General features: G+C 71.6%; 15 protein-coding genes. 7 read left to right on the top strand and 8 right to left on the bottom strand.

The features are described 5' to 3' along the window. Positions 1–449: 449 nt before the first annotated feature. Complete coding sequence (locus tag AB0C62_RS35825) at positions 450–2,234, top strand: TIGR03767 family metallophosphoesterase (RefSeq protein WP_362980479.1); 1,785 nt, start codon at positions 450–452, stop codon at positions 2,232–2,234. A 90-nt stretch (positions 2,235–2,324) separates the two neighbouring features. Next, positions 2,325–3,497 (top strand): serine hydrolase domain-containing protein, encoded by a 1,173-nt coding sequence (locus tag AB0C62_RS35820; RefSeq protein ID WP_362980477.1) that lies wholly within the window; start codon positions 2,325–2,327, stop codon positions 3,495–3,497. 12 nt (positions 3,498–3,509) lie between these two features. Here the strand turns inward: AB0C62_RS35820 and AB0C62_RS35815 are convergent, their stop codons facing one another. From AB0C62_RS35815 to pepN, 3 genes are all read right to left on the bottom strand, one after another. After that, on the bottom strand, positions 3,510–4,076 hold the full coding sequence (locus tag AB0C62_RS35815) for an isochorismatase family protein (RefSeq protein WP_362980475.1): 567 nt from the start codon (positions 4,074–4,076) through the stop codon (positions 3,510–3,512). 225 nt (positions 4,077–4,301) lie between these two features. Further along, the gene (locus AB0C62_RS35810; protein WP_362980473.1) at positions 4,302–5,354 is read right to left on the bottom strand and encodes a hypothetical protein; all 1,053 of its coding nucleotides are present in this window, start codon (positions 5,352–5,354) and stop codon (positions 4,302–4,304) included. A 334-nt stretch (positions 5,355–5,688) separates the two neighbouring features. Next, the gene (gene pepN / locus AB0C62_RS35805; protein ID WP_362980471.1) at positions 5,689–8,292 is read right to left on the bottom strand and encodes an aminopeptidase N; all 2,604 of its coding nucleotides are present in this window, start codon (positions 8,290–8,292) and stop codon (positions 5,689–5,691) included. A gap of 200 nt (positions 8,293–8,492) precedes the next feature. On the opposite strand from pepN, the gene AB0C62_RS35800 reads away from it, so the two are divergent. Further along, a complete protein-coding gene (locus AB0C62_RS35800; RefSeq protein ID WP_362980469.1) occupies positions 8,493–9,161 on the top strand; it encodes a DsbA family protein in 669 nt (222 codons plus the stop codon). A 76-nt stretch (positions 9,162–9,237) separates the two neighbouring features. On the opposite strand, the gene AB0C62_RS35795 is transcribed toward AB0C62_RS35800, so the two are convergent. Both AB0C62_RS35795 and AB0C62_RS35790 read right to left on the bottom strand, forming a co-directional pair. Further along, positions 9,238–9,444 (bottom strand): hypothetical protein, encoded by a 207-nt coding sequence (locus AB0C62_RS35795; protein WP_362980467.1) that lies wholly within the window; start codon positions 9,442–9,444, stop codon positions 9,238–9,240. Positions 9,445–10,049: 605 nt separating this feature from the next. Then, positions 10,050–11,459, bottom strand: coding sequence for an amino acid permease (locus tag AB0C62_RS35790; protein ID WP_362980465.1), 1,410 nt, complete (start codon positions 11,457–11,459; stop codon positions 10,050–10,052). 519 nt (positions 11,460–11,978) lie between these two features. Here AB0C62_RS35790 and AB0C62_RS35785 point away from each other — a divergent pair. Then, the gene (locus tag AB0C62_RS35785; protein WP_362980463.1) at positions 11,979–12,563 is read left to right on the top strand and encodes a biotin transporter BioY; all 585 of its coding nucleotides are present in this window, start codon (positions 11,979–11,981) and stop codon (positions 12,561–12,563) included. A 156-nt stretch (positions 12,564–12,719) separates the two neighbouring features. Here AB0C62_RS35785 and AB0C62_RS35780 read toward each other — a convergent pair whose 3' ends face one another. Continuing rightward, positions 12,720–13,439: an LPXTG cell wall anchor domain-containing protein gene (locus AB0C62_RS35780; RefSeq protein ID WP_362980461.1), complete on the bottom strand. Its 720-nt coding sequence runs from the start codon at positions 13,437–13,439 to the stop codon at positions 12,720–12,722. A gap of 185 nt (positions 13,440–13,624) precedes the next feature. On the opposite strand from AB0C62_RS35780, the gene AB0C62_RS35775 reads away from it, so the two are divergent. Continuing rightward, the gene (locus AB0C62_RS35775; RefSeq protein WP_362980459.1) at positions 13,625–16,756 is read left to right on the top strand and encodes a protein kinase; all 3,132 of its coding nucleotides are present in this window, start codon (positions 13,625–13,627) and stop codon (positions 16,754–16,756) included. 63 nt (positions 16,757–16,819) lie between these two features. Here AB0C62_RS35775 and AB0C62_RS35770 read toward each other — a convergent pair whose 3' ends face one another. After that, complete coding sequence (locus tag AB0C62_RS35770; RefSeq protein ID WP_362980457.1) at positions 16,820–18,307, bottom strand: amino acid permease; 1,488 nt, start codon at positions 18,305–18,307, stop codon at positions 16,820–16,822. A gap of 259 nt (positions 18,308–18,566) precedes the next feature. On the opposite strand from AB0C62_RS35770, the gene AB0C62_RS35765 reads away from it, so the two are divergent. Beyond that, complete coding sequence (locus AB0C62_RS35765; RefSeq protein WP_362980455.1) at positions 18,567–19,055, top strand: ribose-5-phosphate isomerase; 489 nt, start codon at positions 18,567–18,569, stop codon at positions 19,053–19,055. Positions 19,056–19,119: 64 nt separating this feature from the next. Beyond that, positions 19,120–19,929: a DNA-formamidopyrimidine glycosylase family protein gene (locus tag AB0C62_RS35760; RefSeq protein WP_362980453.1), complete on the top strand. Its 810-nt coding sequence runs from the start codon at positions 19,120–19,122 to the stop codon at positions 19,927–19,929. Between the two features lie 36 nt (positions 19,930–19,965). Here AB0C62_RS35760 and AB0C62_RS35755 read toward each other — a convergent pair whose 3' ends face one another. Continuing rightward, entirely contained in the window at positions 19,966–21,195 is a 1,230-nt protein-coding gene (locus AB0C62_RS35755) for a GNAT family N-acetyltransferase (RefSeq protein ID WP_362980451.1), read from the bottom strand. Positions 21,196–21,308: the final 113 nt, after the last annotated feature.

The following is a 21,308-nucleotide window of genomic DNA, read 5'->3' as shown; positions in this document are numbered from 1 at the left end:
GATGAAGCCATGGCGTACTTCCGCCATACGCCACGCCGGTGATCACCCGCTATGAGCGGACATGCCGGACGATGCCGCGTCCGCTTCCGCCGATCCGACGTTCTTTCGTGTGCGCGCCGTGGCGGGACGCCTTCGTGCCGTGACGGTGATCTACCGTCAGATGCTCGCGGTGCGTCCGGCTCCCGAGGGTGGCGATCGTTTCCCTGGGGGCGAACGAAGCTCCCCTACCCAGGAAGGTGAACGCGGAGTGACCGGGCCCGGGCCGTTCGGACAGGGCTCCATGGACGCACAGGGTGCGCCAAGATCCACGTACGGTGATCGGCGCCGGGCGTTGCTGCCGAGTTAACGCGCAGGTCACCCCCGCTGCCAACGATCCATGGTGAGCGGGGTGTTCGTTCCTGGCGCCCCGCGACCACAGCCGACGCGTTCGCACTCGGGGAGACCGCGCCATGTCGCGCACACGCTCTGTCGCCGCCGTACCCGCTCTCAACCGCCGCACCCTGCTCGCCGCCACCGGAGCCCTGTCGCTCTCCGCCGGCGTCGGCCTCGCCCGGCGCCCGGAGGCCGCGGCGCACGCCGCGACCCCGGGACGGGAGACCGTCGCCGACTCCGTCGCCCAGTCCGAGGCCCGGTCGGCGGCGGTCACGCCGCTCGCCCCGCCCGAGCTGGTCCCCTACACCCGCGGCACCACACTGCGCGGCGTCGCCGCCCCACGCTCCGGCACCTCCGGGTACCGGCGGCTCGGCGACGGCGCCGGCTGGCAGCGCGTCGTCCGGGACGAACTGGCCGCGGGGAAGAAGGGCCGCGCCGACCGGCGCACCGCGCTCGCCTCCTTCGTGCAGCTCACCGACCTGCACCTGACCGACGCCCAGCACCCGCTGCGCCTGGAGTACCTGCGCGCCCAGAACAAGAGCTTCTGGCGCCCCCAGGAGACCCTGACCGTCGCCGGAGCCGTCTCCCTCGTGGAGCGGGTCAACTCCCTGCGGGGAGCCCCCGTCACCGGCTCCCCGCTGCACTTCGTCATGACCACCGGCGACAACACGGACAACAACTCCAGGACGGAACTGGACTGGTTCCTGAAGGTCATGAGCGGCGGCCGCATCAGCCCGAACAGCGGCGACCCGCGGCACTACGAGGGGGTCCAGGCCAGCGGCCTCAAGACCTACTGGCAGCCCGACGCGGCCCTGCGCGACGCCGACAAGCAGCTCGGGTTCCCGCGCATCCAGGGGTTCCTGGAGGCGGCCATCCGCGAGCTGCGCAGTCCCGGCCTGAGCCTGCCCTGGTACTCCACCGTCGGCAACCACGACGCCCTCCCGCTGGGCTGCTACGGCACGCGGGGCGACTCGTACCTCACCGAGTTCGCCGTCGGCGGCAAGAAGCTGATGTCCCTGGGCGCGGCGGAGTGCGACAAACTCGCCAAGAGCATGAAGAAGGGCTCCAGCCCCAAGGGCGCCGAGGTCCACGCCCTGCTCAAGGCGCACACCCGGCAGATGCGCTCGGTCACCCCCGACGAGAACCGGGCCCCGTTCACGCCGGCCGAGTACCTCAAGGCGCACCTCGACCCGGCGCACACCGGGCCCGGCCCGATCGGCCACGGCTACTCCTCCGCGAACCTCTCCGCGGGCACCCAGTACTACACGTTCCGCATCGCGGAGGACGTCATCGGTGTCAGCCTCGACACCACCGACCCCGGCGGTCACTACGAGGGGTCCGTCGGAACGGCGCAACTGCGCTGGCTGGAGAAGACGTTGCGCGACAACAAGGACGCCTACGTCATCGTCTTCAGCCACCACACCAGCAAGACGATGCGCAACATGAACGCCGACCCGACCCACCCGGGGGAGAAGCGGCACGGCGGGGACGAGGTCGTCGCCCTCCTCGCGCGCTTCAGCAATGTGCTGGCCTGGGTGAACGGCCACTCCCACAAGAACGACATCACCCCGCACGCCGCCCCCGGCAACCGCTCCTTCTGGGAGATCTCCACCGCCTCACACGTCGACTTCCCCCAACTCGCCCGCGTCATCGAACTGGTCGACAACAAGGACGGCACGCTCTCCCTGTTCACCACCCTCATCGAGTCAGCCGCCCCGCACGCCACGGACTTCTCCGACCTCAGCCAGACGGGCCTGGCCGCGCTCTACCGCGAGCTGTCCTTCAACACGCCCGGCGCCCGCACCGACCTCGCCGGCACCTCGCGCGACCGCAACACGGAGCTGATCCTGAAGAAGGGCTGAAAGCAGCTCAACCCGCGCGGACCGGGCAACCCCGTGCCGCGGACCCGGGTCCGTCCCCCTGACACGTTCGACAGTGAGACGGGGGAAGACATGAGGGTACGTACGGGACTTGTGGGAGCCACCGCCGTGGCGGTCGCCGCGGCGCTGGCGGGCACCGCGGTGGCGGCGCCCGCCGCGGGAGCGGGCCACGCGCCGACCCGGCAGGCCATGGAGGCGGCCGTACGCGACGGTGTGCCGGGCGTGACGGCGACGGCCTCCGGCCGGCACGGCACCTGGTCCGCGACGGCGGGCACCGGCGACCTGCGGACCGGTGCACCGCGCTCCACCGCCGACCACTACCGCGTCGGCAGCATCACCAAGACGTTCGTCTCCACCGTGCTGCTCCAACTGGAGGCGGAGGGACGGCTGTCGCTGGACGACACGGTGGACCACTGGCTGCCCGGCGTGGTGCGGGGCAACGGCAACGACGGAAGGAAGATCACCCTCCGCCGGCTCCTCAACCACACGAGCGGGATCTTCGACTACACGACCGACGACGACTTCGTGCGCACCTACTTCGCCAAGGACGGCTTCGTCCGGCACCGCTACGACACCGCGACACCGGAACACCTCGTCGCGATCGCCATGGCCCACGAACCGAACTTCGCGCCGGGCGCCTCCTGGAGCTACTCCAACACGAACTACATCCTGGCCGGAATGGTGATCCGGAAGGTCACCGGGCACTCCTACGCCACGGAGATCCGGGACCGCATCATCGAACCGCTCGGACTGCGCGGCACGTCGGTCCCCGGCACCACGGCGACGCTGCCGCGACCCAGCAGCAGGGCCTACTCCAAGCTGGCCAGGACCACGACGGGACCGACGTACGACGTCACCACGCTCAACCCGACGCTCGCCGCCTCGGCCGGCGGGATGATCTCCGACAACGCCGACCTGAACCGCTTCTACACCGCCCTCCTGCGCGGCAGGCTGCTGCCGCGCAAGCAGCTCGCCGAGATGAAGACGACGGTCCGCGTCGACGAGGTCCCGAACGCGGGCTACGGCCTCGGTCTCATCGACCGCGAACTGAGCTGCGGTGTCCACGTGTGGGGCCACGACGGGGGCATCCACGGCTCGACCTCCTCCGCCGTCACCACGGCGGACGGCCGGCACGCCCTCGCCTTCAACTTCAACGGGGACTGGTCGGGCGACAGCGACGCGGTGATCGAGGCGGAGTTCTGCGGAAAGCGGCCGGCGGCGGGCCGGACGGCCCGGACCCGCTAGCCGCCGGCCGCTCTAGTCCGCGGTCGTCGCCGTGAAGGCCACCTTCGCGGTGTCGACCGTGGCCGCCTGCCGGCCCGGCGCGTCCTGCCCCCGCCAGTACAGGTTCGTGTGCGCGACGACCTGGGCCGGGGCGGGCGCGCCGTACGCGGTGAGGTCCTCCGTGGTGTGGGCGTCGCCGACCAGCGTCACGTCGTACCCGCGGGTGAACGCGCCGTGCAGGGTGGAGCGGACGCAGGCGTCGGTCTGGGCGCCGGTGACGACCAGGTGGCCGACGCCCCGCTGGGCTAGCACGTCCTCCAGGTCGGTGGCCTCGAACGAGTCGCCGTAGTTCTTGTGGACGACGGGCTCGGTGTCCTCGCGGACCAGCTCCGGCACATAGGTCCAGGCCTCGCTGCCGACCTTCATCTCGTCGTCCGAGTGCTGCACCCAGATCACCGGCACCGCCTCGGCGCGGGCCCTGGCGACCAGGATGTTGATGTTCTCGATCACCTCGGCGCGGTTGTGGGCGGCGTCCACCGCGCCGTGCTGCATGTCGACCACCAGCAGTGCGGTGTTCGGGCGACCGGGCAGGGTCGTCATCGGGCTCTCCCCTCGGGCGTCCTGCTCGTCACGGCAGGCACGTCGGTGCATGGATCTGCTGTCCGCCCCACAGTAGAACGGCCCACCGACAACGCCCTCGGAACAAGTGCTTCCCCCAGGTCTCCGGATCGCCAGGTCTCCTTGGCGAAGAGGGGCACACGGGAAGGGGCCCGCGCCGTCGCGCGGGCCCCTTCCCTCCCCTCCTGCCACCACCCCGGTCCGTCACTACCGGGGCAGTACCACGACATGCGCCGCGGGATCGCGGTCCGCCGACGCCATCAGCGCGGTACGGACGACCGTGGCCTGCTGCTCCATCGCCTCACGGAGCTTCTTCGGCGTGATGTGGACGACGGTGATCCCGAGCCGCTCCAGCACCTCACGCTTGCGGGCGTACTCGGACCACAACGCGTCCTCGTCCTGCCGCGGGGCGCGGGTGTCCAGCTCGACCGCCACCGCCTGCTCGGGCCAGTACGCGTCGAGGCCGCCGATGTGCGGGCCGCCGGGCAGCCGCAGGTCCACGTTCCACACCGGGTCGGGCAGGCCGTGCTCGCGGACCATCCGGTACAGGCGGTCCTCCGCGATCGCCCGGCCCTCCGCCAGCAGCGAGTCCACCGCGTCCACCACGTGCGGCCGGCCCAGCAGCCGGGCCGCCGTCAACTCCCGCACCACGGCCGCCGGTTCGCAGTGCCCCCCGCGTACCGCTTCCGTCAGCAGCCTGCGTACGACGTCGGCGTCGGCGAGTTCCGCGACCGCGTCGGCCAGCGCGCGGGGCACCGGCGCCACCGGGACGCCGGTCACGAACGCGGGCGAGGGCAGCGAGGGCGTCCGCACGATACGGACGCAGCCCGTCGAGCGCAGCCGGCGCAGCCGGGGCACCAGCACGTCGATCGTGTCGAGGGAGAGCAGCGGCGGCGCCGTGGTGAACCCGTGCAGGGCCAGCGCCGCCAGGCCGGTGACCAGCACGTCCGCGAACGGCTGCGGGGCGTGCGGGTCCTCGGCGCCCGGCTGCACCGGGATGGAGGCCACCCGGTGGGGAGCGGGGGAGCGGGCGGTGTACAGCAGTGCGGCCTGCAGCCGCTCCTCGGCGGTGGGCGGGCCGGGGTGGAGCAGGACCACACCCGGAAGGATCTGCTGCCAGGCTCCGCCCGCCCGGCACTGCTCGTTCGTCTCGGCGGCCGTGACGCCGTGGCTGCGCAGCTGAGTCGTGGTCAGGACCCGGCGCTGCACGTGGGACAGGTGACGGAGGGGGCGGGGGGAGAGCGGGGTGTTGTGGTTCATGATCCGGGGTTTCCCGCCCGGAAGCGGTCCTCTAACCGCTGTTACACGCTCGTCGACAAATCCGGACAAGCCCGCACTAAAGTACGGGCGTTCGAGTGCCGAAAGGCGCTGGTCCGGACGGGGACTAATAGGGGTTACGGCTCTGAATACATGTAATTCGTAACCAGTGGTCCCGTCGGATGAAGTCACCGGAGAGGGCACCCGCCGAACACCGGACGGGAGGTCCCGGGGGAAGCGCCGCCGGGTCCACGGCGCGAACGCGGCGCGAACGCGGCGAGGGCACCGGACGCGCGCGGCGCCGGTGCCCTCGAAGCGGAGTGTGTCGTGCGGGTGTTCAGCCCGCGGCGATGTCGCAGGCCTGGCCGCGCAGCGCCCGTGCCAGGTCGTCGCGGGACTCCAGCACCAGCCGGCGCAGCGCGGGCGCCGCGTCCTCGTGCGCGGCGAGCCACGCGTCCGTCGCCTCCAGCGTCTCCGGGGAGTCCTGGAGACCGGGGAACAGGCCCCTGACCACGTCCATGCCGATCTGGATGGACCGCTCCGCCCAGACCCGGTCGATCGCGGCGAAGTACCGGTCGGTGTAGGGCGCGAGCAGTGCGCGCCCCGACGGCTGCGCGAAGCCGGAGATGGTCGCCTCGACCAGGGCGTTGGACAGCGCGTCCGACTCCACGACGGCCGCCCAGGCCTGCGCCTTGACCGCCGCCGAGGGGCGGGCCGCCAGGCAGCGGACCTGGTGCCGCTTGCCCGACGCCGTGTCGTCGCGGGCGAGTTCTGCGCCGATCACCGACTCGTCGGCCACGCCGTGCGCGGCCAGCGGCTCCAGGAACGCCCAGCGCAGTTCCTGGTCGACCTCCAGCCCGTCGATCTTCGCCGTTCCCTCCAACAGGCCCTGGAGCAGCTGGAGATCGGCCTCGCCCGACGCCACGTGGGCGAAGAAGCGGGCCCACGCGAGCTGGTGCTGGCTGCCCGGCTCGGTGAGCCGCAGCTCCTTGAGCGCGCCCTCGGCCAGCAGCCGTGCGCCCTCGGTGCGCCAGTCGGGCGCCACGTAGTGGACGAGCGCGGAGTCCGCCCAGCCGTGCAGCGTCTGGAGGACGCCGATGTCGGACTCCCGCCCGGCGAACCGCAGCACCAGACCGATGAAGTCCCGGGCGGGCATCAGCGCGTCACGCGTGAGGTTCCACAGGGCCGACCAGCACAGGGCCCGCGCGAGCGGGTCGGTCATCTCGCCGAGGCCGTCGCGCAGGGTCGCCAGCGAGCCCTCGTCGAAGCGGATCTTGCAGTACGTGAGGTCGTCGTCGTTGACGAGAACCAGGTCAGGGGCCTGCGCGCCGGCCAGGTCCGCGACGACCGTCCGCGGACCGTCCACGTCCACCTCGGCGCGCGCGTACCGCACGAGCGCGCCGTCGCCGCCCTCGCGCAGCGACTCGCGCCGGTAGAGGCCCACGGCCACGCGGTGCGGGCGCAGTTCGGGGTGGGACTCGGCGGCCTCCTGGAGCACCGCCAGTTCGGTGACGCGGCCCTCGGAGCTCAACACCACCTGCGGGGTGAGGGAGTTGACGCCCGCCGTCTGGAGCCAGGAGCGGGCCCAGACGGCCATGTCGCGTCCACTGGTCTCCTCCAGGACCGACAGCAGGTCGCCGAGGCGCGTGTTGCCGTACGCGTTCCGCTTGAAGTAGCGGCGGGCGCCCTCCAGGAAGGCGTCCTGCCCGACGTACGCCACCAGCTGCTTGAGGACGGAGGCGCCCTTGGCGTAGGTGATGCCGTCGAAGTTGAGCTTGGCGTCCTGGAGATCGCGGATGTCGGCGGTGATCGGGTGCGTGGAGGGCAGCTGGTCGGCGCGGTAGGCCCAGGCCTTGCGGCGGTTGGCGAAGGTGATCCAGGCGTCGGTGAAGCGGGTGGCGCCGACGTTGGCGAACGTGCCCATGAAGTCGGCGAAGGACTCCTTCAGCCACAGGTCGTCCCACCACACCATGGTGACGAGGTCGCCGAACCACATGTGCGCCATCTCGTGCAGGATGACGTTCGCCCGGGCCTCGTACGACGCCTGCGTCACGTTGCCGCGGAAGATGTACTCCTCGCGGAAGGTGACCAGGCCCGGGTTCTCCATCGCGCCGAGGTTGTACTCGGGCACGAACGCCTGGTCGTACTTCCCGAAGGGGTACGGGTAGTCGAAGTGGTCGTGGAAGAAGTCCAGCCCCTGCTTGGTCACCAGGAACACGTCGTCGGCGTCGAAGTGGGGCGCCAGGCCCTTGCGGCACATGGCGCCGAGCGGGATCTCCAGCGTCGTACCGTCGTCGAAGGTGCGCGTGTAGGAGTCCGTCACGTAGTGGTACGGGCCGGCGACGACCGCCGTGATGTACGTCGAGATCGGCTTGGTCTCGGCGAACCGCCAGACGCCGTCGGTGAGTTCGCCCGCGCCGTTGCTCCAGGCCGTCCAGCCCTCGGGCGCCCGGACCGCGAAACGGAACGGCGCCTTGAGGTCCGGCTGCTCGAAGTCGGCGAACACGCGCCGCGCGTCCGCCGGTTCGTACTGCGTGTACAGGTAGACCTCGCCGTCCTCGGGGTCGACGAAGCGGTGCATGCCCTCGCCGGTGCGGGAGTAGGCGCACTGGGCGTCCACCACGAGTTCGTTCTCCGCGGCGAGATCCTCCAGCCGGATCCGCACGCCGTCGAACACCTCGCCCGGATCGAGGTCCCGGCCGTTGAGCGAGACGGCCGTGACGCTCGGCGCGATCAGGTCCGCGAAGCTCGCGGCGCCCGGCTCGGCGCAGCGGAAGCGGAGCGTGGTGACCGACCGGAAGGTGCGGGGACCGCCGTCCGCGTCACCGGACTCCGTCTCCCCGACGGCCGAGCGCAGGTCGAGGAAGACGTCGTAGCTGTCGACGGACAGCAGTGCCGCCCGCTCCTGGGCCTCGTCGCGGGACAGGTTCTCACCGGGCACGGCTGCACTCCCTCATGGCGTCATAGACATGTGTGAACAGGACCGATCCTGCCATGTGCCCCTGTCACCGGACAGCGCGGCGCCGGGGACGCCGTGGGACGGCACCGGCAGGCGTGGAGGGCGGAACGGGGGCGCCGTGCGGGAATGGTGTGGACGACCTCGTGCGTTGCACCCACAAAGACCGCGTTCCGAGGAGAGCCATGTCCGAGCAGACCGCTCAGCCCAGTTCCGGCAAGACCCCCGTCGACTTCTGGTTCGACCCGCTGTGCCCCTGGGCCTGGATGACCTCGCGGTGGGTGCTCGAGGTGGAGAAGGTCCGCGACATCGAGGTGCGCTGGCACATCATGAGCCTCGCCGTCCTGAACGAGCCGAAGCTGGACGAGCTGCCCGACCACTACCGCGAGATGCTCTCGACCACCGCGTGGCAGCCGATCCGGGTCGTCACCGCCGCCTGGCAGAAGCACGGCGACGACATCCTGGGCCCGCTGTACACCGCGCTCGGCACCCGCATCCACAACGAGGGCGCGGGCCCGACGAAGGAGGCCATCGCGGCCGCCCTCGACGAGGTCGGGCTCCCCGCCGACCTGATCGACTACGCCGACCAGGACGACTTCGAGTTCGACGCTGAGCTGCGCGCCTCCCACAAGGAGGGCATCGAGAAGGTCGGCCAGGACGTCGGCACCCCGGTCATCGCCGTGCCCGGCGCCGACGGCGAGCAGATCGCCTTCTTCGGCCCCGTCGTCACCCCCGCGCCCAAGGGCGAGGAGGCCGCGAAGCTCTGGGACGGCACGCTCCTGGTCGCCTCGGTGCCGGGCTTCTACGAGCTCAAGCGCTCCCGTTCCGCGGGTCCGGACTTCAGCAACCTGTAATCCGTCCCCGCCCGGCGCTCTCCGCCGGCGGCCCGCTCTCCCCGGGGCCCGGCACACGCCGGGCCCCGGTCGCGTGTCAGGTGGCGGCCTGGGCCTCCGGGAAGTCGCCGCCGTCCCGCCAGTTGATCCAGCGCTGGAAGCGGCGGCAGCCCTTCCGGGTGCAGCGGTGATAGGCGGCGGGGTCGTCCACCGCCAGGATCCGGCGCACGTGCGCCTCCTCGTCCTTGGTGAGCTTGCGGAACCGCTGCAGCGGTCCTCCGCAGTTCGGGCAGCGCACGTCCACGGCGACACCTCCGTGTGGAACCGGTCCGGGGGGAGAGAGCGGGCACGAGGGCCGGAAGCGTCCGGGTGCCGGACGCCGGCCCCGCGAGCGTATGCGCTCCCTGGGTGGGCCCACGGTCCCAAATTCCGCCCCACCGCGACGCCTTTTCACCTCGAGCGCCCCCTGCACAGCAGGTTCCGCCCCCATCGGACGGCCCTACCCGCACGAGGGACTCGCTCCGACCGCGCGTGTCCTGGAGGCAGACCCCTTGTCCACGCCGTGGGTGCACGGAACCCGGGCAGAGGAGAGCCCCCGCGAGTCATGTCCTCGCGGGGGCTTCCTTTCTTCCGCCCGCTCCGTGAAAGGTGAGAAGACGATCACGAGCAGGACGCTTCACGGTCCCGGCGCCCAACGGTGCGTACGGACGGGCACGCGACCCGCCAAGCACCCCTCCGCTTTATTGCGAATGGGTCGCAACTGCACGCTAGCAGCAACAGGGTCAGGGTGGGTGCCCGGGCGCGCACCGCACCCTTGAGCGGCCGGAATCGAGCCCCGGGTGCGACGAAGGGGCCCCCGCGCGATGTCGTCATCGCGCGGGGGCCCCTTCGATGAGGCGGCAGGGCCGGTCAGGCGCGGGCGCGGGCCCGCTGGCGGGCGTAGCCGACCGCCGCCAGGAACAGCGTCATGCCCCCCGTGGAGTAGAGCTGCACGCGGGTGTCCGGCTCCCGGGCCATCAGGACGAAGACGGCGACCATGCCGGCCAACGCGATCCAGGTCAGTGCGGGGAACGCCCACATGCGGACGACCAGCTTCCGCGGCGTCTCCCGGTCCAGGCGGCGGCGCAGCCGCAGTTGGGAGACCGCGATGAACATCCAGACGACCAGGATCACCGCGCCGATCATGTTCAGCAGCCACGGGAAGACGTCGTCCGGACGCCAGTAGCTGAGGACGACACAGGCGAAACCGAAGACGCAGGAGACGAGCACGGCGACCCGCGGCACCCCCGACGAGACGCGGCCGAGCGCCTTCGGGCCCTGCCCGCGCTCGACCAGGGAGTAGGCGATGCGCGAGGAGCCGTAGATGTTCGCGTTCATCGCCGACAGCAGCGCCACGAAGATGACCACGTTCATCAGCTGCCCGGCCCCCGGAATGCCGAGGCGTTCGAGGGTGGCGACGTACGGGCCGCTGGTGACGACCGCCTCGGAGTCCCACGGCACGAGCGTGACGATGACCGCCATCGAGCCGACGTAGAAGAGCGCGATGCGCCACATCGCGGTGCGGACCGCGCTCGCGACGCCCTTGACCGGATCCTGCGACTCGGCCGCGGCGATCGTCACCGTCTCCAGGCCGCCGTACGCGAACACCGACGCGAGCAGGCCGATGACGAGCCCCTCACCGCCGTTCGGCAGGAAGCCGCCGTCGCCGGTGAGGTGCGCGGTGCCGGGCGCGTCCGTACCCGGCAGGACGCCGGTGATGGCCAGCACGCCGAGCACGAGGAACAGCGCGATGGCGCCGACCTTGAGCGCCGCGAACCAGAACTCGAACTCGCCGAAGTTCTTCACCGCGGCGAGGTTGGCCACGCAGAAGACGACCATGAACAGCGCCACCCACGCCCACTCGGGCGTGCCGGGCAGCCAGCCGGTGACGATCTTCGCGGCGGCGATGCCCTCCAGGCCGACGGCCGTGCACAGCAGCACCCAGAAGGCCCAGCCCGCCGTGAAACCGGCCCAGGGCCCGATCGCCCGCTCGGCGTGCGCCGAGAAGGATCCGGACGACGGATACGCGGCCGACATCTCGCCGAGCATCCGCATCACCAGCATGACGAGCAGACCCGAGACGGCGTACGCGATGACGATGGACGGACCGGCGGCGGCGATGCCGGCACCGGAGCCGACGAACAGTCCGGCGCCGATGACACCGCCGAGGGCGATCATCGAGAGGTGACGCTGTTTCAGACCGTGGGACAGGGGCGCCTCGGCGTCGGCGGAGCCGGGTGGGGTGTCGCCGGGCGGGGTGTCGAGGGTGGTGCGGGACATGAGAGCGGGTGGTCCCTTACGTGCGAGTACGTGCGAGCGGCAAAAACGCCCACAGTCTGGGCAGCCCCACCACCGGGAGGGCAAGGCCGCCCAGCATGCGGACGCGACCCGTACGGAGCGTGAGGTTCCGTTTACTTCGGGGCCGGGGCCGGGGCCGGGGCCGGGGCCGGGGTCGGAGTCGGAGTCGCGGTCGGGGTGGGGTCGGGGCGGCGGTCCGGCGACAGCGGCGCGAGAGTCGCGCCCCCTCGGCAGGATCGCCGCGACCCCTTTGGTGAGTCCCCACAGTCGAGCCCGGCGCCGGAACGCGGCACGGGCCACGTCACCGCAGTGACCAGCATCACCTTCGCGCGGGTGTACGGGCCGTTCTTTGTGAGGAGCCCACCAAGCTCCCGTTCCGCCCTTTGTCGAGCGCTGACGGTGATCACCCGTAGGCCCCTGGGATAGCGTCACCGTGTCCCGACCTGCCCTCCCCCCGAACTCCCCAGGAGTCCGCGGGGCATCCCCTTCGCCGGAGTCCCCATGAGCACCGCTGCCGTCACGTCCTCCCGACCCGGCGAGGTCCTCGCCGACCTCCTCCCGGCCTCCCGCGTCCGCGACGTCGCCCTCGTGGTCGGCGGTGCCGCGCTCACCGGCCTCGCCGCCCAGATCTCGCTGCCCGTCCCGGGGTCCCCGGTGCCGGTGACCGGCCAGACCTTCGCCGTGCTGCTCGTCGGCACGGCACTCGGCGCGCGCCGCGGTTTCCTCTCTCTCGCGGTGTACGCGCTGGTCGGCATGGCCGGCGTCCCGTGGTTCGCGGGCGGCGGCTCGGGTGCGGCGGCGCCGTCCTTCGGCTACGTCCTCGGCATGCTGCTCGCGTCGACGGTCGTCGGGTCCCTGGCCCGTCGTGGCGCCGACCGCTCCGTCCTGCGCATGGCGGGCACGATGCTGATCGGCGAGGCGATCGTCTACGCGATCGGCGTCCCCTACCTGGCGCTGGCCACCGGCATGTCGGCGAGCGCGGCCGTCGCGGCGGGCCTCACGCCGTTCCTGATCGGGGACGCCCTCAAGGCCGCTCTGGCCATGGGCGTGCTGCCGACGGCGTGGAAGCTCATCGACAAGAAGTGACGCTCGACAAGAGGTGCGTTCGGCGAGAAATGAAGCTCACCGAGCGAGACGTGCCGTCCTGGAGGACGTGACGTTCAGCGGAAGAGGCCCGCCGGGGGTGACCCACCCCGCCCGGCGGGCCTCTTCCGCGTTCTCACCCGAGGCCGTGCCCGGCGGTCACGCCTCCTGGCGCGGCCTGCGGCGGACCCACCACATCCCGACCGCTCCGGCCGAGATCAGGGCCGCGCCCGCCGCACCGAACGGCAGGACCGAACTGCCCGGACCGGTCTTCGGCAGCGAGTCCCCGCCCGGTGCCACCGGCTTGTTGTCCGTCCCCAGCAGCAGCGGGGTGGCCGGCGCGTCGGGCGACGGGTTCGTCGTCCCGAACGGAACCGGTCCCTGCTGCCAGTAGGTCTTCTTCCCGTCGCTCGTCTGGACCGGAAGACAGATCTTTCCGGTCTTCCCCAGATCGAACGTGGCATCGACGGCGTACGATTTCGACTTGCCCATCGCGAGATTACCGACGGAGCAGACGAAACCGCTGTTCGAACCGTCCGGGAGATCCTTTTCTCCCATCGCCGTGCAGCCCTTCACGTTCTTGACCTTCAGGCCGTCGAAACCGACCACCAAAAGCCGGATGTCGCCGCTTTCCTTTGTCCCTTCGTTCTTCACCGTGGCGGTAATCGCCGTCTTCCGCGTACTGTTGTCGACCGAGATCTTCGACGGCAGCAGCGTGGTCACCTTCACGCCCGCCGGTGCCTTGTCCATCGCCTTGCCGCCCTTGCCGCTGCCCGGTCCCTGGTCGTCAGCGGCGGCGGTGCCGGAAAGGATCACCACGGCCGAGAAACATGCCGCGAGCAGAGATCCCGTAATGGTCGTCGTGTGACGAGAACGCATGTTCGCCCCCTTGGCTGCGCCTGAATTCGCAGTACTTGAAGAGGTACCACAAGATTTCTCCGCACTATGCTGGTACGGCCTGAAGTGTGACCATTGTGTTTCCGCTGTGACGGGCGAATGTGGCTGATGTTGAGGGGGTGGGGGGATTGTCGGCGAACGTACAGGGTGGTGTTCCGGGATTACTGGTGACCGGGCGCTATCGACTGGTCGAGAGTATTGGCCAGGGGGGAATGGGGCGGGTGTGGCGAGCCGCCGACGAAATGCTCGACCGGCAGGTCGCGGTCAAGGAAATGCGCATAGACGGACTCGATCCCGAGGACACCCGCACGCGCCGGGAGCGCACCCTGCGCGAGGCGCGGGCCACGGCCCGGATCGACCATCCGGGCGTCGTCCGCATCTACGACGTGGTGGACGCGAGCGAGCGGCTCTGGATCGTCATGGAGCTCGTCGCCGGCCGCTCCCTCGAACGGATCGTGGTCGAGGACGGCCCGCTGGACCCGCGTGAGGCGGCCCGCGTCGGCCTCGAACTGGTCGGTGCGCTGCGGCAGGTGCACGCCGGGGGAGTGCTGCACCGCGACATCAAGCCGGGCAACGTGCTGGTCGAGCGCGCCGGGCGGCGACGCGTCGTGCTCACCGACTTCGGCATCGCCGCGCTGCAGGACGCCGAGGCGCTCACCATGGCCGGCATGCTCGTCGGCTCCCCCGACTACATGGCGCCCGAGCGGATCTCCGGCCGCCCGCAGGGGCCGCCCTCCGACGTGTGGTCACTCGGCGCCACCCTGTGCGCGGCCCTCGGCGGCCGCTCCCCGTTCTCCCGCGCGACCACGTACGCGACCCTGCACGCCGTCCTCTACGAGGAGCCGGTCCTCCCTGCGGCGGCCGGTGCGTTGCGGGACATCCTGGCCGCCCTCCTGGAGAAGGAGCCGGACACCCGGCCCGGTCTGGAGGAACTGGAGACGGCGCTGGAGGAGATCGCCCGGCCCCCGGTTCCCGGAACGGCGGCCACCCGCCCGTTGACGGAGGGCCCGGAGTACGACTTCACCGACGGCGTCGAGTTCGGTCCCGCGTACGGCCGCACACGGAACGAGGTGCCCGAGCGCCCCGCGGACTCCCGTCAGGAACCCGACCCCTTCTCGCCCGGCGGTCAGGATCCGGGCCGCCCGTCCGCCCCGGACCACGGCCCCGACCCCCACCGCCCCGCAACTCCGGAACCGGCCCGGACCTCCCAGAGCCCGCCAACTCCGGAACACGGTCCGGCGACCCCGGTCGCCGGACCTGAACCGGGTCACGCGACCACTCCGGCCACCGAGCACGGCCGGCCCTCCACGACGACCCCGAGCCCCGATCGCGGACCGGACCCGGCCCGTCCCGTCGCTCCGCGCTCCGGCCGGGGTCCGGGGTCCGCGCCGACGCCGGGCACCGGACACACGCAGACTCCCGCCGCCGTTCCCGGCCCAGGGGGCGAACCCGACGCCGCTCACGTCTCACCTCCGCGTTCCGGGCGGGCCCCCGGATCCGCCACGCCGGGTGCCGGAGCCGGTCAGGCCCCCGCGACGGCCCCGAGCACCGAGCACGTACCGGCCCCTGCCCGCACCGCCGGTCCGCGTTCCGGGGAGGCTCTCGGATCCGCACCCACCCCGGATGCCCGCCATGGCCAGGCCCCCGCGACGGCCCCGAGCACCGCTCGCGAACCCGGCCCGGGGTACCGGCCCACCGTCGTCTCCCCGGGTGGGCCGGTCCCCGAGAGCCCTCCGGCGCGGCCCGTGCGGGAGCCCGATTCCCGGGCCACCGCCACGTCCACCCCCGTGTCGGCACCTCCCACCCCCTCGGAACCCGCGTCGGCCCCGGCCCACGACCCCGCTCCAGGACGCCGAGCCGCGTCCGACTCGACCACCACGTCCGAACCGCGCTCCACGCGCCAACCCGCGCCGGACCAAGCCGACTTGCCGGCCGCGACTCCCGGGCCGACCTCGGAGCCCACGCCCGCCCCTTCCCCGGACACCCCGCCAGGGCGCGAACCCGGCCCCGAGCGCCGCTCCCCGCGTCAACTCGCCCCCGATGCGCGGAAGGTGCCCGAGCCGTCCGCGGGTCCCACGGACAAGTCCGCTCCTCCCGAGGCCGATCCGACTCCCGCCCCGGAGCCCGCGCCCGCGTCATCGCCCACGCGCGCCCTGCTGGACGCCCGGCGCATCCGGGCGACGCGGCTTCCGGCGGACCTTCCCGAAGCGACCCCGCCCGCGGAGGAGCCGCTCTCGGACGACCCGGCGGAGGGTTCCTCACCCGCGGAGGACCTCCCGCAGGACGGGGGGACACCCGCCGACCCCCGGGAACACCCCTCCGTACAGGACGCCGTCCCGGTCCCGCGTAGGCCGACCAGCAAGAGCGCGCCCGACTTCCGGAAGCACCCGCGGGCCCGTTCCGCGGAGGGTGTTCTGGCGAGCGACGCCGAGGCCCTCACCCGGGACCGCGATCTGCCGGCCACGGCCAACGCCTCCACCGAAGCCCCGTCCGAGCCGCGCGGGGAACCCCGTTCGGAGACTCCGCCCCAACTGCCCACCGCGCCGGTGTCCGTACTGCCGCCACGGCGTGAACTCCCGCACTCCGCAGGGCAGTCGGCTCCGGCAGCCGGGTCTCCGCCGGGATCCGGAGAGGACACCGGGACGGCTACCGGGGCGGGCCGGCGGGGTGGCAGGCGCCGGGTCGTCCTGGCGGCCGCCGGTGTGGTCGTCGCGGGGGCGGTCGCCGGGATCGTCCTCGCGCTGTCGGGCGGCGGATCGCCCGAGGGAGGGAGCGCCGCGTCGCCGGGAGCCTCGTCCGCGGCCACCGCCTCGTCCGCGGGCGGTGGCCCCACGTCCGCCTCGCCCACCGTCGAGGGCACCTCGCGCCCGCCCAGCCTGCCCCCGGGAGCGCACCGGGAGGCCGGGGGATACGCGTGGGTGACGCCGAAGGGCTGGCGCCGCGATCTGCAGACGGGGTCGGAGGTGCACTACACCTCACCCGACGGCGCACAGGAACTCGCGGCCAAGTCCTCCCTCGCCAGGGGGAACCTGATGGACACCTGGCAGACCTCGGAGCAGAACGCCCGGCAGGGCCGGGACTACCGGAAGATCCGGCTGGAGGAGACGACGTTCCAGGGCCGGCCCGCGATCGTCTGGGAGTACACGTTCACGATCAAGGGCGTGCGCTGGCACGCCCGGCTGCTCGGGTTCGACGTCGACGGGAAGTCGTACCAGATCAACACCTGGTACCACCGGGACATCGAGGACCGGGCCGTCGCGACCTACAACCGGGTCAAGAAGAGCTTCACCGTGCTCTGAACAGGGAGAGGGGCCCGCGGCACAGTGCCGCGAGCCCCTCTCCCGTCAGGCCGGGAGGGCGGGTCAGGCGCCGACCTCGGCCTGCTCCTCGTCGCGGGACGCGCTCGTGAGCGGTCCCGCGGCCGAGGACGAACCTGCGCCGAGCTTCTGCCGGACGACGGCGATGACCAGCACGATCGCCGCGACCAGCAGCGACAGCAGCACGGTCGTACGGCCGTCGTGCTCGGTGTCGGTCAGCATGTAGCCGAGGACGAAGACGATCAGCGCCGCGGTCGCCCACGTCAGGTACGGGTAGAGCCACATCTTCACGACGAGCTTCTCCGGCGCCTCACGCTGGATGATCTTCCGCATGCGCAGCTGCGAGAAGCAGATGACGAGCCACACGAACAGGGCGACCGCTCCGGAGGAGTTGACCAGGAAGAGGAAGACCGAGTCCGGGAACTTGTAGTTGAAGAAGACGGCGACGAAGCCGAACACGACCGAGACGACGATGGCGATCATCGGCACACCACGGCGGGTGGTCCGGGCGAACGCCTTGGGCGCGTCCCCGCGCTCACCGAGCGAGAACGCCATCCGGGAGGCCGTGTAGAGACCGGAGTTGAGGCAGGACAGCACCGAGGTCAGCACGATGAAGTTCATGATCTGACCGGCGTGCGCGATGCCGAGGGAGTCCAGGGCGGCGACGTACGAGCCCTTCTCCTTGATCGACGGGTCGTTCCACGGCACCAGGGTGATGACGACGAGGATCGAGCCCAGGTAGAAGACGGCGATACGCCAGATGATGCTGTTCGTCGACTTGGTGACGGCCCGCTGCGGGTCCGAGGACTCGCCGGCCGCGAGCGTCGCGATCTCGCTGCCCATGAAGGAGAAGACGACCAGCAGCACACCGGTGAGGATCGCGCCGGGCCCGTGCGGCAGGAACCCGCCGTGCTCGCTCAGATTGCCCACCCCCGCCTTGTCGGCGTGGACACCGGGCAGCACCCCGAAGATCGCGAGGGCGCCGACGACGATGAACGCGCCGATCGCCACGACCTTGATCCCGGCGAACCAGAACTCGAACTCGCCGTACGAGCCGACCGAGACCAGGTTCGTCGCGGTCAGGACGATCATCACGATGAGCGCCCAGCCCCACTGCGGTACGGCGGGCATCCACCCTTCGAGGATCGTGGCACCTGCGGTGGCCTCCACGGCCAGCACCACCACCCAGAAGAACCAGTACAGCCAGCCGATGGAGAAGCCGGCCCAGCGGCCGAGAGCGCGGTCGGCGTGCGCGGAGAACGAGCCCGAGGTCGGGTTGGCGGCGGACATCTCGCCGAGCATCCGCATCACCAGCACCACGAGCGTGCCGACGAGAGCGTAGGAGAGGAGGATGCCGGGGCCCGTGGTGGCGATGCCGGTGCTGGACCCGACGAAGAGTCCGGCTCCGATGACACCGCCGATGGCGATCATCGTCAGGTGACGGTTCTTGAGTCCGGCCTGGAGGCCGCCACCGGGTTCTCCGGGGCCTCCTGGGGCCTGTGCGGCCTTCGTGGGGGTCGGCTGCGAGGTCATGAGGGGGATTCCTTTGCGCCGGATGAGCAGATTCCCGTACACAGCGTCCCGTCCGTACGAGCGGTGTACGGGGAACGCATCGCTCCATCGTGTGGACCGGCGTACGAGTTGGTCCAGTGAAACGGAGGCAAAGGAATTCGTGAACCTTTGAATCCAGATCGTTACTTGAGGTTTCCTTGAGGTTCTGTAGTATTGCTCACGTTTTTCGGCCGTCGGCCCCGGCGAGGCCGGACCCGGACGGGCGTGACACACTCGGACCATGCGCGTGTATCTCGGCTCCGATCATGCCGGTCTCGAACTGAAGAACCACCTCGTCGAGTGGCTCACGTCCGCGGGCCATGAGCCCGTCGACTGCGGGCCCCACATCTACGACGCCCAGGACGACTACCCGCCGTTCTGCCTCCGCGCCGCCGAGCGCACCGTGGCGGACCCGGGCTCCCTCGGCATCGTCATCGGCGGCTCCGGCAACGGCGAGCAGATCGCCGCGAACAAGGTCGCCGGCGTACGCGCCGTACTCGCCTGGAGCGAGGAGACCGCCGCGCTGGGCCGCGAGCACAACAACGCCAACGTCATGTCGGTGGGCGCCCGTATGCACACCGAGGAAGAGGCGACGAAGTTCGTCGAGACCTTCCTCGGCACCCCCTTCACCGGCGAGGAGCGCCACGTCCGGCGCATCCAGATGCTCGCGGACTACGAGACGACGCGGGAACTCCCGCCCATCCCGGCCCACCACCCGCAGCAGCCGTAGGACCGCGGAACCGTTCGGGGCCCGGGACGCCGGGCCCCGCGACGAAGGACCACCAGGAGGACCCGTGCCCGAGGGGCACACCATTCACCGGCTCGCCCAGGACCACCTCGGCGCGTTCGGCGGCCGCCCGGCCCGGATCACCAGCCCCCAGGGCAAGTTCAGCGACGCCGCGGCCCTCCTCGACGGGTCCGTCCTCACCACGGCGGAAGCCCACGGCAAGCACCTCTTCCTCGGCTTCCGCGACGCCGACTGGATCCACATCCACCTCGGCCTCTTCGGCAAGGTCGGCTTCGGTGCCACGCCCGCCCCGCCGCCCACCGACACCGTCCGCCTGCGCCTCGTGAACGACACCGCGTACGTCGACCTGCGCGGCCCCACCACCTGCGCCCTCATCACCGACGACGAGAAGGGCGCGATACACGACCGGCTGGGCCCCGACCCGCTGCGCCCCGACGCCGACCCCGCGGCGGCCTACCGCCGGATCTCCCGCAGCCGTACGACGATCGCCGCCCTGCTGATGGACCAGAAGGTCATCTCGGGCGTGGGCAACGTCTACCGCGCCGAGGTCCTCTTCCGGCACGGCATCGATCCGTACCGCGCGGGCAAGGACCTCCGGGCGGGGGAGTGGGACGCGATCTGGGCGGACCTCGTGGACCTCATGCGTGAGGGCGTCCGCAACAACCGCATCGACACGGTCCGCCCCGAGCACACCCCCGACGCCATGGGTCGGCCACCGCGCGTGGACGACCACGGCGGCGAGGTCTACGTGTACCGCAGGGCCCACCTGCCCTGTCACCTCTGCGGCGGCGAGATCCGCACCGCCGACCTCGCCGCCCGCAACCTGTTCTGGTGCCCGACCTGCCAACAGGCCTGAAACGGGGCCGACTCGGCGCCGGCGTCCCGCCCTCCCCTAGAACCCGTGCGGAAGCCAGGGCGCGACCACCGAGGTGAACGCCATCGACGCCTCCGCCAGCGCACCCTGACGCAGCTCCCGCACCCGCCCGGCCGCCGCGAGCGAGGCGAGCGGCACACCGCCCAGATACGCCGCACCCAACTCCCGCACGGACAACGCCAGATCGGGTGAATCCCCGGTACGGACGCACGAAGCGCCCTTCGCGTCACCGGTCAGCCGCCAACGCCCCTCGTTCCAGGGGCAGAAGGAGTCCTCGACCTCCAACACCACGTCCACCGGGGCCTGATACGCCCGCGCCTCCAGCGCCGCCCCGACGTCCACGAGCCGCACATGCAGCGCGTCCTTCATCCGCACCTGACACCGCCGGATGTCCGAGACCATGTGCTGCCAGTCCTCGTCCACGGGACGGCCCCGGGTGCGCAGCGTCGTCGTCAGGTCGACGTCGAACAGGAACCGCCACAGAGCGGCCCGCGCCGGCGGGTCGATCCCCTCCAGGTCCTCCAGCTGCACCACGCCGTCGTGCCCCGCGGGACCCCAGCCCGGCTTCACCCGGAAGCGCGTGTAGCCCACCGCCGCGCCGTCCCGCTCCGCGACCACGCACTGCAGAGAGGACGCGCCGTCCCGCTCGCCCTCCGGGTCGAGCACCTGGAGCCGCTCCCAGCCCGGCTGCCGGGCCGGCATCCCCGGACGCTCCGGCACGCGCCGCGCGTACACCGCCTCGCACACGTCGAGGACATCGCCCGGCGCCGCGTAGCGCAGTCGTACGTCGTCCGTCCCCGGCGGCACGGACAGCCGGACGCGGTCGGTGTCGATCTCGGCGTTGATCTGCAGGGTCCCGATGCCGTAGCCGAACCGGCCGTAGATCGCCGGTTCCGACGCGGTCAGCACGGCGAGCGGCTCGTTTCCCGCACGGAGATCGTCCAGCTGCCGCCGCATCATCGCGGTGAGCACCCCGCGCCGCCGGTGCGTCGCGGCCACGCTCACCATCGTCACCCCGGCCGCCGGCACCGAGGCGCCGCCCGGGACGGTGACGCGGAAGGAGAAGGCCCCCGCCGTACCCACACACTCCTCGCCGTCCCACACGCCGAGCGAACGGTCGTACTCTGTGAGCGCGTTCCACAGTTCGCGCTCCTCGGACGACTCCGCCACACCTCCGAACGCGCGGATCAGGTTCTCGTACCACTTGTCCCAGTCGGCCTGCCGGAGCACCCGGACGTCAGTCGTCATAGCCCATGCCTACCAGGGCAATGCGGTACGAGCGAGGGAATTTCGCCTGCTGCCGAGCCCCCTGACCGGAACGTGTCGGTGAAGTTCTCTGTGAAGTTGAGCGCTCGGACGGG

Origin of the sequence: Streptomyces sp. NPDC048643 (assembly GCF_040650615.1) — a bacterium.
In the GTDB taxonomy this organism is placed as follows: Bacteria; Actinomycetota; Actinomycetes; order Streptomycetales; family Streptomycetaceae; genus Streptomyces.
The sequence above is the reverse complement of the archived record's forward strand: the minus strand, read 5'-3'. Positions and strand labels throughout refer to the sequence as shown.

Coding starts and splice junctions, on each gene's coding strand:
- AB0C62_RS35790 (WP_362980465.1), bottom strand. CDS start 11,459: ATGTCCCGCACCACCCTCGACACCCCGCCCGGCGACACCCCACCCGGC.
- AB0C62_RS35780 (WP_362980461.1), bottom strand. CDS start 13,439: ATGCGTTCTCGTCACACGACGACCATTACGGGATCTCTGCTCGCGGCA.
- AB0C62_RS35820 (WP_362980477.1), top strand. CDS start 2,325: ATGAGGGTACGTACGGGACTTGTGGGAGCCACCGCCGTGGCGGTCGCC.
- AB0C62_RS35755 (WP_362980451.1), bottom strand. CDS start 21,195: ATGACGACTGACGTCCGGGTGCTCCGGCAGGCCGACTGGGACAAGTGG.
- AB0C62_RS35825 (WP_362980479.1), top strand. CDS start 450: ATGTCGCGCACACGCTCTGTCGCCGCCGTACCCGCTCTCAACCGCCGC.
- AB0C62_RS35765 (WP_362980455.1), top strand. CDS start 18,567: ATGCGCGTGTATCTCGGCTCCGATCATGCCGGTCTCGAACTGAAGAAC.
- AB0C62_RS35810 (WP_362980473.1), bottom strand. CDS start 5,354: ATGAACCACAACACCCCGCTCTCCCCCCGCCCCCTCCGTCACCTGTCC.
- AB0C62_RS35815 (WP_362980475.1), bottom strand. CDS start 4,076: ATGACGACCCTGCCCGGTCGCCCGAACACCGCACTGCTGGTGGTCGAC.
- AB0C62_RS35785 (WP_362980463.1), top strand. CDS start 11,979: ATGAGCACCGCTGCCGTCACGTCCTCCCGACCCGGCGAGGTCCTCGCC.
- AB0C62_RS35770 (WP_362980457.1), bottom strand. CDS start 18,307: ATGACCTCGCAGCCGACCCCCACGAAGGCCGCACAGGCCCCAGGAGGC.
- AB0C62_RS35800 (WP_362980469.1), top strand. CDS start 8,493: ATGTCCGAGCAGACCGCTCAGCCCAGTTCCGGCAAGACCCCCGTCGAC.